The following is a 14,466-nucleotide window of genomic DNA, read 5'->3' as shown; positions in this document are numbered from 1 at the left end:
TTCACCTTTCATTATATACGTTTCCTTTTACGCACGAAAGAGGTACTGCCATGCGTTAAACAAAAAATAAGCCGCCCGAGGCAGCTTATTCCACAGAAACGATATATTGATACAGCGGCTGTCCACCCGTATGCGTTTCTACTTCTACGTCCGGGTACGCTTCTTCGAGCTCTGCGGTGATTTCCTCCGCAAGCTCTTCGCTGACATCTTCTCCGCTGATCAGTGTAATAATCTCGCTTTCACTATCCACCATCTGCGCAAGCAGCTCCTGAAAGGCCTGCTTCATCTCCTGATGGACAGTGACAATATCTTTTTCGAAGATACCCATAAAGTCGCCTTCCTGGATCTTTTTCCCATCGATGCTCGTTTCCCTTACCGCATGGGTAATCTGGCCCGATTTAACATAGCGGGTCGCTTCTTTCATTGCTCCTTCATTTGCCGACGCCTCTTTCGTTTCGTCAAATGCAAGCATTCCTGCGAGGCCCTGCGGCACGGTCCTGGTCGGGATGACAGTCACCTGCTTGTCGCTGATGTCTGCTGCCTGCTCCGCTGCCATAACAATATTGCCGTTGTTCGGCAGCAAAAACACGTGCTCCGCATGCACCCGGCTGATCGCCTCAAGAAGATCCTCCGTACTAGGGTTCATGGACTGCCCGCCGCGGACGACCTCCTGCACTCCGAGGCTTTCAAACAGGGAAGCTACGCCGTCGCCGGTCGTAACGGTTACAAAGCCGTACGCGGCAAGCGAGGCGGAAGCCTCCGGCTCTTCTGCCGGTGCCTCCTGCTGCAGGGCACGATTCTGCTCGCGCATATTTTCAATTTTTATATGAATCAGTTCTCCAAATCGCTGGGATTTTTCCAGAATTTTCCCCGGCTCTTCCGCATGAATATGGATTTTCAGCAGATCATCATCGCAGACGGCTAACAGAGAATCGCCGTATTCTGACAGCTCTTCCCGGAAGGATTCTTCCTGAAAAGAGGCAGATGCTTCACTGCCTGCAAAACGAACCATCACTTCAGTACAATAGCCATATGTGATAGCTTCAGCCGGGTCTTTATGATGCTCAAGCTTTACCAGCTGATCAAGCGAAGGCACGGCTTCTCCTTCTTCCTCCTCTTCGCCGGTGAGCGCGTGCAGCATTCCCTCGTATATATGAACAAGGCCCTGGCCGCCGGAGTCGACTACCCCAACTTCCTTTAATACCGGCAGCTGCTCCGGGGTGTAAGCAAGCGCTTCTTTTGCTGCTTTCAAAAACTGGCACATCCAATCTTCAGGCGCCAGCGCATTCGCATTATGTTTATTTTTCATCGTAAGGGAGGCTTCCCTCGCCACTGTCAGAATCGTACCTTCCACTGGCTTCATCACTGCCCGGTAAGCGGCGTCCACTCCCTGTTCAAAAGCTTCTGCCATATCCTCTGTGCGCAGTTCAGCCTTTTTTTCGATGGATTTGGCAAAACCGCGGAACAGCTGTGATAAAATAACTCCTGAGTTCCCCCGAGCGCCCATCAGCAACCCCTTCGAAAAGAACTTGGCTATTTCTCCGGCATGCCCGCTGTCGTTAAGCTGTTCGACCCCGGAGCGAATCGTCAAACTCATGTTGGTGCCTGTATCCCCGTCCGGAACTGGAAACACATTCAATGCATCCACCTCTTTGCTGTGCTTTTGCAGTGTGGAAGCTCCCCGCTTCAGCATCTTTGCCAGCTCAGGACCGCGTACTAATTGATCCATTTTTCTCTCTCCTTCATCCGTCGCATCCTATGGTAGTGCTGATTCAATCTGGACTCCCTGCACATATACATTCACAGCGGCCACATCCAGGCCGAGCATTTTCTGAAGCTGATACTTTACCTTCCGCTGCACGTTATGGGCCACTTCAGAAATTTTCGTACCATAGCTTACGATTATATACATATCAATATGGATGAGCCCGTCCTCTTCCCGGACGACCACTCCACGGGAATAATTTTCTCTTCGCAAAAGCTCCGATAAATTGTCCTTAAAATGTTTTTTTGACGCCATGCCTACAATGCCATAGCAGTCCATGGCTGCCGCTCCCACGGCAGTGGCAAGCACTTCGAGTGTAATATCGATTGTTCCATTAGATGAATAGATTTCGAAGCTCATGTCTCGTTTCCTTCCTTTCCAGACGCCGGCTGTGCCCGGACAATCCAGCTTCTTTTCAAAGTAACTCTGCCATTATCACTATAACCACGTTTTTCTTAAATGAAAAGCATAATTGTATTTTTAGCGAATCAACATTGCGTCTGTCCAGGCTCTATGCTAATATATTTGAGTATGGGTAATTTTGTTTGATATTAATAAGGAGGTGCCATATATGTCCCGCAGATGTTATGTAACAGGGAAAGGCCCTAAATCCGGAAATAAACGTTCTCACGCTAACAATGCAACGAAACGCCGTTGGGGAGCCAACGTGCAAAAAGTCCGCATTCTTGTAAACGGTAAGCCAAAACGCGTATACGTTTCCGCGAGAGCTCTAAAATCCGGCAAAGTGACACGCGTATAAAGCAAAAAGCGGCCAGGGCGCCGCTTTTTTTATGAAGGACTAGTTTACATAATAATATTATTTACTGCTTCAGTTCTTCGATCGCCTTTGCTTTATCTGTCTGTTTGAACAAAGCTGACCCTGATACAAGCACGTTCGCCCCGGCTTCAAGACAGTCTTTGGCTGTTTCCCGACTGACTCCCCCGTCTACCTCAATCTCAAGTTCTGGATTGACGATATCCGCCGCTTTTTTTACTGCCCTGATTTTATCGAGTACGTTAGGGATAAACGCCTGGCCGCCAAAGCCTGGATTTACAGTCATTAAAAGCACAAGATCCACATCGGGCAGAATGTGGGTAATCATCTCCACCGGGGTCGCTGGGTTTAACACGACACCTGCGCGGCAGCCGGCTTCTTTAATCTGCTGGATCGTCCGGTGAACATGCGGACAAGCTTCTACATGTACCGAAATAATATCAGCTCCTGCCCGGGCAAAATCCTCGATATAGCTCTCAGGCTTTTCAATCATTAAATGCACATCAAACGGCTTATCGCTGTAGGGCCGGATGGCCTCAATCACAGGCAGCCCAAACGTGATATTCGGAACGAAATGCCCGTCCATGACATCGATATGTATGTAGTCCGCCCCGGCTTCGTCGATTTCCTTCACCTCCCGGCCCAATTCCGCAAAATCAGCCGATAGTATAGAAGGCGCTACTTTTATCATCATTAATACCTCCTTGGTGTGGATAAAATTTCTTCATGGAATTGCTTATAATGCTCATAACGGTGGGGCGGGATACGTCCCTCTTCCACATCAAGACGTATGGCACAGCCTGGCTCCTGCCGGTGCGAGCATCCCCGGAATTTGCAGTCCGGCATTCTTTCCCGCATTTCAGGAAAACAGATATCAAGATCTTCGGCGGTGATTGAACCAAAATCAAGTGAGCTGAACCCGGGCGTGTCTGCTACCCATCCATTGTTTACACGCAGAAACTCGACATGCCGCGTCGTATGCTTTCCGCGGCCGAGTGCTCCGGAAATGTTCGCTGTCTCAAGATCAAGGTCCGGTGCAACCGCGTTTAGAAGCGATGATTTCCCAACTCCCGACTGCCCGGATAAAAGAGAATACTTTTGCGGAAAGTAAGCAGCTGCTTCTTCAAGCCCCTCCCCGGTTTTCGTGGAGTAAAAATGGAACGGATAGCCGATACGTTCATAGTCGGCCTGCACGCCGCGCAGCGTTTCTTTTTTTGACTCCTCTGCTTTGTCCCATTTACTTACTAATATGACTGGCTGAATTTCTTCATTTTCTACATGTACGAGAAAACGGTCGAGCAGCCAGGTGGAAAAATCAGGCTCGACGGCAGAAAAGATGAGCAGAGCCTGGTCAATATTTGCAATAGGCGGGCGCACCAGTTCATTCTCCCGCTCTTTAATTTCAAGCACGTATCCATCCGTATGATTCTCTGCTTCAAACCGCACTACGTCGCCTACAAGCGGTTTGATTTTCTGTTTACGAAACAGCCCGCGGCCCCGGCACTGAAAATATCCTTCTTCGCTGTCTACATAATAAAAACCGCTGACTGCTTTTACGATTCGACCTGTCGCCATACCTTCGCCCCTTCCTGTAATACTTGGCCCTCTCCTGCATTAAGCCCGTCCCATACAGCTGTCTGCGTTAAAGGGAATGCATGCGGGAATACATGCGGGAATACCTTTGTTGAGCCGTTAACGACAAACATTTCCGGAAGCAGCCAGTAGAAAAATGCTGCTCCTGAAAATACAAGGATGCAGGCTAGTACATATGGCCATTTTTTGGTTTTTTCCGGCTCTTCATCCACTGCTTCCGGGCCGGAATACTGCTGTTCATCCTCCTGCACTGCTGGCGCTGCTACCATCGTGTCCTCTTCAGGCAGCCGGGGGTCAGACCACCCCCCCTCCGCCTTGCTTGCATGTCCCTCCTGGATAAAATAAGGACGCTCGTTTTTTCTTTCATCCGACAGCGCGGAACGGATATCTTTATACATTTCTTCGGCGCTCATATAACGGTCATCAGGGCTTTTAGCCGCTGCTTTCAGGATAACGTTCGACAGGCTTTGCGGCAGGCCCTGACGAAGCTGGACAGGGTCCGGCAGCGGCTCCTGAATATGCTTTAAAGCGATGCTTACGGCGGATTCTGCGTCGTAAGGGATCACCCCAGTCACCATTTCAAAAAGAACAATGCCAGCTGCATAAATATCCGAGCGTACACTTACTACGCCGCCTCTTGCCTGCTCCGGCGAAATATAGTGAACGGAGCCCATCATCGTATTTGTCTGTGTAATCGTGGAAGCAGAGGCAGCGCGGGCGATGCCGAAATCAGCAACTTTTATTTCCCCCCGTTCATTGGAAAGGAGGTTATGAGGCTTAATATCCCTGTGGATGATGCCGTGGGTGTGTGCCTGCATCAGCGCTTCCAGCAGCTGCTTGGTTATATGTACCGCCTGTTCAAGCGGCAGCGGGCCGTGGAGGCGGATCATTTCTTTCAGCGTCTGGCCCTCCACGTATTCCATAACAATATAATGCAGTTCCCGCTCCTCACCAACATCATAGATATTGACCGTGTTTTTGTGTCCCAGAATAGTGGCTGCCCGTGACTCCCGGCGGAATCGCTGCAAAAATTCCTCATCGCCGTTAAACTGCGGTTGAAGAATTTTAATTGCTACCAGCCGTTCAAGGATCATGTCCTCCCCGAGGTATACATATGCCATGCCCCCGCTCCCAAGGAGGCGCTTAATATGGTAACGGTCACTGATACGGCTCCCAATCAGTTGGTCCATACCTCTTCCTCCCGAATTACTACCGCAATCGTTATATTGTCTTCGCCTCCGCGGTCATTGGCTGCCTGCACCATCGCTTCCACACTTTCACGAAGCTGTTCGTGAGAAGCAAGCATACCGGCCATGTCTTCGGCTCCGAGCTTATTGGTCAGCCCGTCGGTGCAAAGAAGCACGCCGTCCCCCTCACTCCATTCATACGTGTAAATGTCTGGAGAAAGGCTGCGGTCCGTGCCGAGTGCTTTTGTCAATATATTTTTCTGCGGGTGCGATTCCGCTTCCAGGGCTGAAATCTGGCCTTTATTGTACAGCTCCTGCACAAGGGAGTGGTCTTCGCTCTGTTGTTGAACTGTACTATTCGTCCAGATGTAGCTGCGGCTGTCGCCGATGTTTCCGGTCACGGTAAATGCCGGATGGCAGATTGCCGCTACAAGAGTGGTCCCCATCCCCGTATGCTCCGGATAATGATGAGCGTGACGAATGATGGCTTCATTTGCTTTCATCATGTTCTCAGTCAACCATTCAGAGGCCTCTTCAATTGAATCAACAGACGGATTTTCTTCCCATGCGTCTTTTAATGTCTGATAAGCCATAGCGCTTGCCACATCTCCGGCCGAATGTCCGCCCATTCCATCAGCCACGATAGCTAAAACAGTGCCGGAAGCATTCGTGACGATGCCTCCGGTATCCTCGTTATGAGGACGGATTTTCCCCCGGTCTGTTAAAAACATATGATTCACTGGGAATTTGCCTCCGTTTCTTCTTTCCGCTGGTTAGCACGCAGCTGTCCGCAGGCCGCATCGATGTCATGCCCCTGCTCACGCCGGATGGTTACGTTTACCCCGCGGTCTTTTAATGCCTTTTCGAACGCAAAAATGTCGTTTCTTGTTGTACGTACGTAGTTTCTTTCCGGCACATCATTTACAGGTATCAGATTGACATGGCATTTCAGATCCCCGATCAGGTCCGCGAGCTCGTCTGCATCCTCTTTCTGGTCGTTCACCTGTCCGAACAGCCCGTACTCAAATGTGATTCTGCGGTTTGTTTTCTTTTGATAGTAGCGGATCGAATCCATCAGCTCAGAGACGTCCCATGCACGGTTGATCGGCATCAGCCGGCTGCGGGTTTCTGTGTTTGCTGCATGAAGAGACACTGCAAAATTAATCTGCATGTTTTCGTTGGCAAAGTCATAAATGCGTGGCACAACCCCGCTTGTGGATACGGTAATGTGGCGTGCGCCGATGTTTAAGCCGTCGTCGTGATTAACTACACGCAGAAAATTCATCAAGCCGTCGTAGTTATCGAACGGCTCGCCAATGCCCATGACAACGATAGAGCTTACGCGTTCATCTCTTTCATCAAGCAGACGCTGGGATTCAAGCACCTGGGCAGTAATTTCGCCGCCTTCGAGGTTTCTTTTCAAGCCGCCAAGCGTAGAAGCGCAGAAGGTACAGCCAAGCCGGCAGCCTACCTGCGTAGTGACACAGACGCTGTAGCCGTAATCATGCTTCATCAGTACGGTTTCGATCGTATAGCCATCCTGTAGTTCGAACAGTATTTTAATTGTGCCGTCCTGGGACTGCTGATGGACCACCTCTTTTAGTGTCGTCAGGGTGAACGTGCTCTCGAGCTTTTCACGAAGTGTTTTCGGGATGTTGGTCATTTCCTCAAAGGACGTGACGCGTTTTTGATACATCCATTCAAACAGCTGCTTCGCCCGGAATGCCGGCTCCCCATTTTCCTTTAACCATTGTTCAAGTTCCTCGTATTTCAAGCTGTACATGGAGGGGCTGTCCGTTTGAGGGGCAGGCGCCTCCTTTTTTAAAATCTGCATGCTTATGCTCCTTCCGTTTCTTCCTGATTATTTTTTACCGCCGCGGCAATGAAAAACCCGTCTGTACCGTATTCATGGGGAAGTATCGTGCACCAACCGTATTCGCTGGAAAAATGCTCTATTTCTAAAATATTTAGTTTATCGGTCAGTTCCTTGTCTGGTGAAAGCTCTGGATGCCGGTGCAAAAATGCTTCCCACACCTGTTCGTTCTCTTCTGGGCGAATTGTACACGTGCTGAACACAATCCTTCCATTAAATCGTAACATACTTACCGCTTCATTCAATATTTCAAGCTGTATCTCCGGCAGGCGTTCAAAGTCCTGTGCCTTTTTGGCCCATTTCTGTTCAGGCTTTTTCCGGATAACGCCAAGGCCGCTGCACGGGGCATCGACAAGCACCCGGTCAAACGTACGCGCCGGAAAAGTCGTTGTCAATTGACGTGCATCTCCCGCGGCGGTTTCTATATTTTCAAGCCGCAGCCTTGCCGCCTGTTCTTTAATCTGAGTAAGCTTTTTTGCACTCAGGTCATGAGCTGCCACGCTTCCGCCCGGGCCGGTTCGTTCGGCTGCGTCCGTTGATTTTCCGCCCGGGGCGGCACAGGCGTCAAGGATTTCCATGTTTTTTTCGATTCTAAGTGCTTCGCCGGCTTTCATGGAGCTTTCGTCCTGTACCGTAATATAGCCGTTCTGGTACGTTTCAGTAACAAGCACGTTGCCCTTTTCAACAATCAGCGCCTTTTCCGCAATTGTCCCGCGGGTCGTCTGAATGCCTTCCTGCTCGAGCATTTCCTGCACGTCCTCTAGTTCAGCCTCCGGGGAGACCCGTACATTCGTTTTCGGTGTAACATTATTTGCTTCTGCGATACGAAGAGCTGTTTCTTCTCCGTAAGCTGCCTTCCATTCCTGCAGCATCCATGCCGGATGACTGTACTCCACGGCCAGGCGTTCTCCGGTATCGCTGATGGCGGAGAAGTCGGGAAATCCTTTTCGCTGCAGAGAGCGGAGCACTCCGTTCACAAAGCCGCTCACCCCTTTGTTTCCCCGCTGCTTCGCAATCTTTACCGCCTCATCCACAACGGCGTGGTCCGGTACCCGGTCGAGGTAGCGCATTTGATACACACTCATGCGCAGCAGCACACGCACCCAGACATCAAGCCTGTCGAGCGGTTTATTGACAAAAACTCCGAGGACGTAATCCAGGGTATTCTGGCGCCGCAGGGTGCCGTAAACAATTTCGGTCAGCAGGCCGGCGTCTTCCCGCGACCATGCTTTTCCGGCAAGCTCATGATGGAGCAGCAGATGGCTGAAGGCCTGGCCGGCCTCCACCCGTTCAAGAAGAGAAGCTGCAGTGTATCGCAGGGAATGGGAGGGTCCGGTTTTATTCATCAAAACTCTCTCCTTTAGCCCAGCCGTGGCTGCCCCGCAAAAACTCGGCCGTATTCATCCGTTTCTTTCCTGCCGGCTGAATCTCCCACAGCCGCACTAATGTACCGTCGCCAGCGGCCACATCAACATAGCTTTCCTCTATAGCGGTAATCGTTCCCGCTTCCGCACTGGCGGAGGCTTCTATCCATTCTGCCCGCCACACCTTAATCGGCTTCTCATCTTTTTCCGTATAAGCCACCGGCCATGGATTCATCCCCCGGACCTGGTTATAAATCGAGCGGCCGCTCTGCTTCCAGTCAATTCTTTCCTGGCCGCGCTTAATATTGGAAGCAAACGTTACGTCAGCTTCGTTCTGGGGAGTTCGTTCTGCCGTCCCGTCAATAACACCTGGCAGCGTATTAATTAAAAGATCTGCCCCGAGTACGCTCAGTTTGTCGTGCACATCCCCGACTGTATCCTCCCAATCAATATCTACTTCCCGCTGACGGATGATGTCGCCGGCATCAAGCTTTGCAACCATATCCATGATGGTGACGCCTGTTTTTTCCCGGCCGTCGATAACCGCCTGGTGAATCGGGGCACCGCCCCGGTACTCTGGAAGCAAAGAAGCATGAACGTTCACTGCCGCAATCGAAGGAGCTTCGAGCAGCTTTCCCGGAAGAATCTGCCCGAACGCAGCCGTAATAATCAAGTCTGGTTTCTCTGCAAGCACTTCGTTTAATGATGCTTCGTTCTTCAGTTTTTCCGGCTGCAGTACAGGAAGCTTCCACTTTTCGGCTTCTACTTTGACCGGCGGCGGGGTCAGTTCTTTTTTTCTTCCTTTCGGTCGGTCGGGCTGAGTGACTACCGCCGTTACTGGATAGCCTTCTTCAAGCAGACGCCTTAGAATCGGGACCGAAAAATCCGGCGTGCCCATAAATAAAATGTTCATACTTATCCCTCTTTTCACAATACACAGCCCCGTGCGTCGGTCACTATCGAAGCAGCGGGGCTGGATTTTACCTTATAGAAATAACTGCGGGTACATATCAATTGTAATAAACAGCTTATCCTGGGCTGTTTCCTTTTGATAGTGTACAGCAATGTCGTTTAGTATTTTCGTTAACTCAGGCTCATCTCTGTATTTTATCATGCATTGGTACCGATATCTATCCTTGATCCTCGCAATCGGAGAAACAGTCGGCCCGAGTATTTTTGCTTGCGGCGATAATTGCTCCCGCAGCCGGTTTGTCACTTTTTCTGCAGTTTTCAGTGCGACACCGATTTCTTCATGCGAAACATTGACCATTGTTAAATAGTAATATGGCGGGTAACCGCCACGCTTGCGCTGCCCCATCTCATGCCGGCTGAATGAAGGATAGTCATGATTTTTGGCAAACTGGATGCTGTAATGCTCAGGACTGTAGGATTGAATCACTACTTCTCCCTGTAGCTTGTCCCGGCCGGCCCGGCCGCTCACCTGGGTAAGGAGCTGAAAGGTACGCTCCGGGGCCCGAAAATCAGGCAGGTGCAGCATGGTGTCTGCGGCAAGCACTCCAACGAGTGTGATCCTCGGAAAATCCAGTCCCTTAGCAATCATCTGAGTGCCAAGTAAAATATCAGCTTCTCCGTTGCCAAACCGCCGCAGCAGTTGTTCATGCGAGCCTTTTTTCGTCGTCGTATCCATATCCATACGGATAATCCGCGCTTCCGGCAGTACCTTTGTCAGCTCTTCCTCCACCTTCTGGGTGCCTGTGCCAAAGTAGCGGATTTGTTCACTTTCGCAAGAAGGGCACGTCGAGGGCATCGTTTCTTCATAGCCGCAGTAATGGCATTTCAGTTGATGCTTTGTCTGATGGTACGTGAGCGTAATTTCGCAGTGCGGGCATTCAGCGGTGTAGCCGCACGAACGACACATGACAAAGGAAGAGTACCCACGGCGGTTTAAAAACAGGATGCTCTGCTCCCCTTTTTCTAGTCGGTCCTTCAGCTTTTCGAGGAGCGTTTCGGAAAATACCGAACGGTTTCCCTTATGAAGCTCCTCTCTCATATCCACCACATCAATGGCGGGCAGCTGTTTCTGATTGATTCTCTCCGGCATTTCAAGCAGCTGGTAGACCTCCCGGCCGGCCCGGGCATAGGATTCCAGTGACGGTGTAGCGCTCCCTAATACGACCGGCGCCCCGTGGTATCTGCCTCTCCAGATCGCTACTTCCCGGGCGTGATACCGGGGATGATCCTCCTGCTTGTAGCTGCCTTCATGTTCTTCATCAATAATAATCAGGCCAACGTTTTTGAAAGGGGCAAAAATCGCAGACCGCGCTCCGATCGCTACTTTTGCGTCTCCGGCATGCACCCTGCGCCATTCGTCATACCGCTCGCCTCTCGACAAGGCGCTGTGCATCACTGCCACCTGGTCCCCGAACCGCCCTTTAAAGCGTTCGACCATTTGCGGGGTAAGGGATATTTCCGGCACCAGCACAATCGCTTCCCGTCCCTCCTGAAGCACGCGATCAATGGCCTGCAGGTAGACTTCTGTCTTTCCGCTTCCGGTCACCCCGTGCAGCAAAAACTTATGGTGCTGCTGCCGGGATGCTTTTTCTATAATCGGGGCAAGCGCCTGCTGCTGATCATGTGTCAGCTCCTGCGGAGGGGTTGCTTCAAATGAACGGTCTTCGAACGGATCCCGGTACGATTCCTGGTCCCGTTCCATTAGGATATTTTTCTCCACAAGACCCTGAATGACAGCCCGGCTCGCCGTCTGCTCATGCAGCAGCTGTGCTGCGGGCACCGCAGCCTCTTCATCTCCGATCGAAAGAAACCAATCATACAGCTCCAGCTGCTTTTTCGCCTTCGCAGTAAGAGAAGCTGCATGCGCCCGGTGCTCCGGATGAAGCCGCAGCATCCGCCTGGTCTGTTTTTTCGTCTGATCCTTCACCTGGTAATCGATCCGGATCTGTTCATGCCTGACAGCTTCCTGCACATGCTGCATTACCGCCTTATCGTCGGGGAGGTCCTTCCAGTCGACCGTGGTCTGCTTCTGAAAAACAGCCTGAAGTACTGGTGTCAGAATCTCCGTCGGCACGAGCAGCTCTATTTTCTTCTTCGGTTTTGCCCGTATAGCCGCCGGAATCATCGACTGGTAGGCGGTAATTAAAAAGCATACCGTTTCCACAGCCAGATATTCTCCAAGCTCAAGCAGCTCCCGGGTGAGCACCGGATGGGGATCGAGTACATCTGTAATCGGCTTGACCCGGGCGAGCTCTGTTTTTTCCTCGACCCGCCAGATGAAGCCCTGAATTTTCCGGGCGCCAAATGGCACCGTTACTCTTGAACCGGGATGTGCGAGCATTTCGAGTGGAGCCGGAATGTCATAATCAAATGCCCGGTTCGTCTGGCCGGTAGCTATATCAACAATTACTTTGGCGTACATCGTTACGCGTCTCCTATTCGTTTCTGCAGCCAGACCATAATTTCGGCCGCTGCCTCATGCTTCGACTGGGTAGGAAAAGAAACGGCTCCATTTTTATCGACAAAGGTAATCGTGTTCTGATCGGTACGGAAGCCGGAGTCCGATTTACCGATTGCATTGGCGACAATTAAATCGGCGTTTTTGCGCTGCCGCTTGCTTTCCGCGTACTCCTCGAGGTGTTCCGATTCTGCGGCGAAACCGATCAGCAGCTGATGCTTCTTTTTTTCACCGAGCTCCTGGAGAATATCCGGCGTTTTCACCATCGGTACATCAAGGCCATCATCTTTTTTCTTCTGTTTTTTTTCATATACGGTTTCGGGCCGGTAATCTGATACGGCGGCAGCTTTAATCACCACATCCGATGCCTCATAATAAGTCAAAACAGCTTTGCGCATATCCTCTACGCTTTCTACATCAATTCTTGTCTGGACGCCGCCGGGCGTAGTGAGCGTCACCGGCCCTGCTACCAGCGTTACCTCTGCTCCCCGCCGGGCAGCTTCCTCTGCAATTGCAAAACCCATTTTCCCGCTGGATGGATTGGTGACGACCCGGAAAGGGTCAATATGCTCGTGCGTTGGCCCCGCTGTAACCAGGACCCGTTTTCCGGCAAGCGGGGTGCCAACGTTTTCAGCGTCCTCGACAAACTGCATAATATCCTCAGGCTCCGCCATCCGGCCTTTTCCTATCCAGCCACAGGCGAGATACCCTTCCCCGGGTTCAATGAACCGATAGCCGTCCTTTTTTAATGTTTCTTTGTTTCGCTGAAAGCTCGGATGGTTATACATGTTAACATTCATTGCCGGTGCAACGTAGACGTTGGCAAGTGTTGCCATCATGGTGGTTGTGAGCATATCGTCTGCAAGCCCGTTTGCAAGCTTCCCGAGTGTATTGGCGGACGCAGGCGCTACAATGAACACATCCGCCCAGTCTGCCACGTCAACATGGGAAACGACCGAAGGATCCGCTTCTGCAAACGTGTCGTCATACACTCTTGAACGGGTGAGCGCCTGGAACGTAAGCGGGGTGATAAATTCTTTTGCCCCCGGGGTCATAATAATACGCAGCTCGGCCCCTGCCTGGTACAGCTTACTTGCAAGCGCCGCAGCTTTATAGGCAGCTATACCTCCTGTGACGCCGAGCACCACTTTTTTTCCTTTCACAGCTTCGTCCTCCTTTTATGGACCCTTCAGGCTAAAAAAAGCAACCTACGTGATGCCATAGGTTGCTTCTTCTATCCGGTGCCCGTCCATTTCTTGTTATCCTTCGTAATCTCCCTGACGGTAGCTGAGCACGCCGGCCTGAATTTCTTCAAGAGCAATACCCACTGCCTTGACGGATTTTGCATTATCAATCATTGGAAGGGCCCCATCGATTTCTTCAAGGTCTCTCGCGCGCTGGGCCGATACGGTTACAAGCGTATATTTGGAATCGATATGCCCGAGCAGCTGGTCAATGGACGGATAAAGCATTCCTTCGTCATTTCTGTTTGAAGCCATTATTCCACCTCCGCTAGTTCTTTGTATTTTTCAATCAAGCGTTCCTGCTTGCAGTGTTCTGCCGTGACGATGGAACGGATGCGCGAGACCGCTTTATCGATCTCGTCGTTTTCGACCACATAGTCATACATCTGCATCATGTCAATTTCATTTTTGGCCACCGTCATCCGTTTGTCAATCAACTCGGACGTTTCCGTTCCGCGTCCGACGATCCGGTTTCGGAGCTCGGCAAGGCTCGGGGGCATCAAAAAGATAAACGTCCCTTCCGGGTAACGCTCCTTCACTTTTTCCGCGCCCTGCACTTCGATCTCGAGAATGATATCTTTACCGCGGTCAATGGTTTCCTTGACGTAATCAAGCGGGGTTCCATAGTAGTTGTCTACATACTGCGCCCATTCGAGCAGCCGGCCCTCCTCGATCATTTTTTCAAATTCTTCCTTTGAATGGAAGAAATAATTTACTCCGTGCTCTTCTCCCGGGCGGGGGGATCTGGTAGTAGCAGAAACGGAATATTCGATATTAGTATCTTTTTCCCGCAAAGCACCGCACACAGTACCTTTTCCCACACCGGCCGGGCCGGAAAGTACAATTAATAACCCTTTATCATCTTTCATAGGTTGACAAGCCTCATTTCACAATCTTATTCGTCCGATGAATCATCGTCTTTTGTATACAGCCGCTGGGCGACTGTTTCGGGCTGAACTGCAGAAAGTACGACATGGTCGCTGTCTGCAATGATAACCGCTCTCGTCCGTCTCCCGTATGTTGCGTCAATCAGCATGTTCCGATCTCTTGCTTCCTGAATAATCCGTTTGATTGGTGCTGATTCCGGGCTGACAATGGAAATAATCCGGTTCGCTGACACGATATTCCCAAATCCAATGTTGATTAGCTTAATGCTCAAAACTACCCCTCCTGGTCGGACCATCCCTCTAGCTGCTGCCTGAAAAAATGGTTCTTGTATGTTTTCTTCTGCGGCG

Annotated in this window: 15 protein-coding genes; 1 reads left to right on the top strand and 14 read right to left on the bottom strand. The window is 50.9% G+C overall.

Annotated elements, in window-relative coordinates:
* Nucleotides 1-85: 85 nt before the first annotated feature.
* Both CHL76_RS03330 and CHL76_RS03325 read right to left on the bottom strand, forming a co-directional pair.
* The gene (locus tag CHL76_RS03330; RefSeq protein WP_079476130.1) at nucleotides 86-1,729 is read right to left on the bottom strand and encodes a DAK2 domain-containing protein; all 1,644 of its coding nucleotides are present in this window, start codon (nucleotides 1,727-1,729) and stop codon (nucleotides 86-88) included.
* 27 nt (nucleotides 1,730-1,756) lie between these two features.
* On the bottom strand, nucleotides 1,757-2,125 hold the full coding sequence (locus CHL76_RS03325) for an Asp23/Gls24 family envelope stress response protein (RefSeq protein ID WP_022792732.1): 369 nt from the start codon (nucleotides 2,123-2,125) through the stop codon (nucleotides 1,757-1,759).
* A 211-nt stretch (nucleotides 2,126-2,336) separates the two neighbouring features.
* Between CHL76_RS03325 and rpmB the strand changes: the two genes are divergently transcribed.
* A complete protein-coding gene (gene rpmB, locus CHL76_RS03320; RefSeq protein WP_079476129.1) occupies nucleotides 2,337-2,525 on the top strand; it encodes a 50S ribosomal protein L28 in 189 nt (62 codons plus the stop codon).
* Between the two features lie 61 nt (nucleotides 2,526-2,586).
* On the opposite strand, the gene rpe is transcribed toward rpmB, so the two are convergent.
* From rpe to remA, 12 genes are all read right to left on the bottom strand, one after another.
* On the bottom strand, nucleotides 2,587-3,231 hold the full coding sequence (gene rpe / locus CHL76_RS03315; protein ID WP_079476128.1) for a ribulose-phosphate 3-epimerase: 645 nt from the start codon (nucleotides 3,229-3,231) through the stop codon (nucleotides 2,587-2,589).
* A 2-nt stretch (nucleotides 3,232-3,233) separates the two neighbouring features.
* Nucleotides 3,234-4,115, bottom strand: coding sequence for a ribosome small subunit-dependent GTPase A (gene rsgA, locus CHL76_RS03310; protein ID WP_094907865.1), 882 nt, complete (start codon nucleotides 4,113-4,115; stop codon nucleotides 3,234-3,236).
* On the bottom strand, nucleotides 4,094-5,323 hold the full coding sequence (gene pknB, locus CHL76_RS03305; RefSeq protein ID WP_094907864.1) for a Stk1 family PASTA domain-containing Ser/Thr kinase: 1,230 nt from the start codon (nucleotides 5,321-5,323) through the stop codon (nucleotides 4,094-4,096). The genes rsgA and pknB overlap by 22 nt, the downstream gene beginning before the upstream one ends.
* On the bottom strand, nucleotides 5,311-6,060 hold the full coding sequence (locus tag CHL76_RS03300) for a Stp1/IreP family PP2C-type Ser/Thr phosphatase (protein WP_094907863.1): 750 nt from the start codon (nucleotides 6,058-6,060) through the stop codon (nucleotides 5,311-5,313). Before CHL76_RS03300 ends, pknB begins: the two co-directional genes overlap by 13 nt.
* Nucleotides 6,057-7,154 (bottom strand): dual-specificity RNA methyltransferase RlmN, encoded by a 1,098-nt coding sequence (rlmN, locus tag CHL76_RS03295; RefSeq protein ID WP_079476125.1) that lies wholly within the window; start codon nucleotides 7,152-7,154, stop codon nucleotides 6,057-6,059. Before rlmN ends, CHL76_RS03300 begins: the two co-directional genes overlap by 4 nt.
* A gap of 2 nt (nucleotides 7,155-7,156) precedes the next feature.
* Complete coding sequence (rsmB, locus tag CHL76_RS03290) at nucleotides 7,157-8,539, bottom strand: 16S rRNA (cytosine(967)-C(5))-methyltransferase RsmB (RefSeq protein ID WP_079476124.1); 1,383 nt, start codon at nucleotides 8,537-8,539, stop codon at nucleotides 7,157-7,159.
* Nucleotides 8,532-9,470, bottom strand: a complete 939-nt coding sequence (gene fmt, locus CHL76_RS03285) for a methionyl-tRNA formyltransferase (RefSeq protein ID WP_079476123.1) — start codon at nucleotides 9,468-9,470, stop codon at nucleotides 8,532-8,534. The genes rsmB and fmt overlap by 8 nt, the downstream gene beginning before the upstream one ends.
* A gap of 72 nt (nucleotides 9,471-9,542) precedes the next feature.
* Nucleotides 9,543-11,951 (bottom strand): primosomal protein N', encoded by a 2,409-nt coding sequence (gene priA / locus CHL76_RS03280; RefSeq protein WP_094907862.1) that lies wholly within the window; start codon nucleotides 11,949-11,951, stop codon nucleotides 9,543-9,545.
* 2 nt (nucleotides 11,952-11,953) lie between these two features.
* Entirely contained in the window at nucleotides 11,954-13,150 is a 1,197-nt protein-coding gene (gene coaBC, locus CHL76_RS03275) for a bifunctional phosphopantothenoylcysteine decarboxylase/phosphopantothenate--cysteine ligase CoaBC (RefSeq protein ID WP_079476121.1), read from the bottom strand.
* 96 nt (nucleotides 13,151-13,246) lie between these two features.
* Nucleotides 13,247-13,459 carry a DNA-directed RNA polymerase subunit omega gene (rpoZ, locus tag CHL76_RS03270; protein ID WP_079477028.1) on the bottom strand — a complete coding sequence of 71 codons (213 nt, stop codon included), beginning with the start codon at nucleotides 13,457-13,459 and terminating at the stop codon, nucleotides 13,247-13,249.
* A gap of 26 nt (nucleotides 13,460-13,485) precedes the next feature.
* Nucleotides 13,486-14,100, bottom strand: coding sequence for a guanylate kinase (gene gmk / locus CHL76_RS03265; RefSeq protein ID WP_079476120.1), 615 nt, complete (start codon nucleotides 14,098-14,100; stop codon nucleotides 13,486-13,488).
* 26 nt (nucleotides 14,101-14,126) lie between these two features.
* Nucleotides 14,127-14,390, bottom strand: a complete 264-nt coding sequence (gene remA, locus CHL76_RS03260) for an extracellular matrix/biofilm regulator RemA (protein ID WP_079476119.1) — start codon at nucleotides 14,388-14,390, stop codon at nucleotides 14,127-14,129.
* Nucleotides 14,391-14,466: the final 76 nt, after the last annotated feature.

The organism is Marinococcus halophilus (genome assembly GCF_002265875.1).
Lineage (GTDB): Bacteria > Bacillota > Bacilli > Bacillales > Marinococcaceae > Marinococcus > Marinococcus halophilus.
This window is presented reverse-complemented; position numbering and strand designations above follow the sequence as displayed.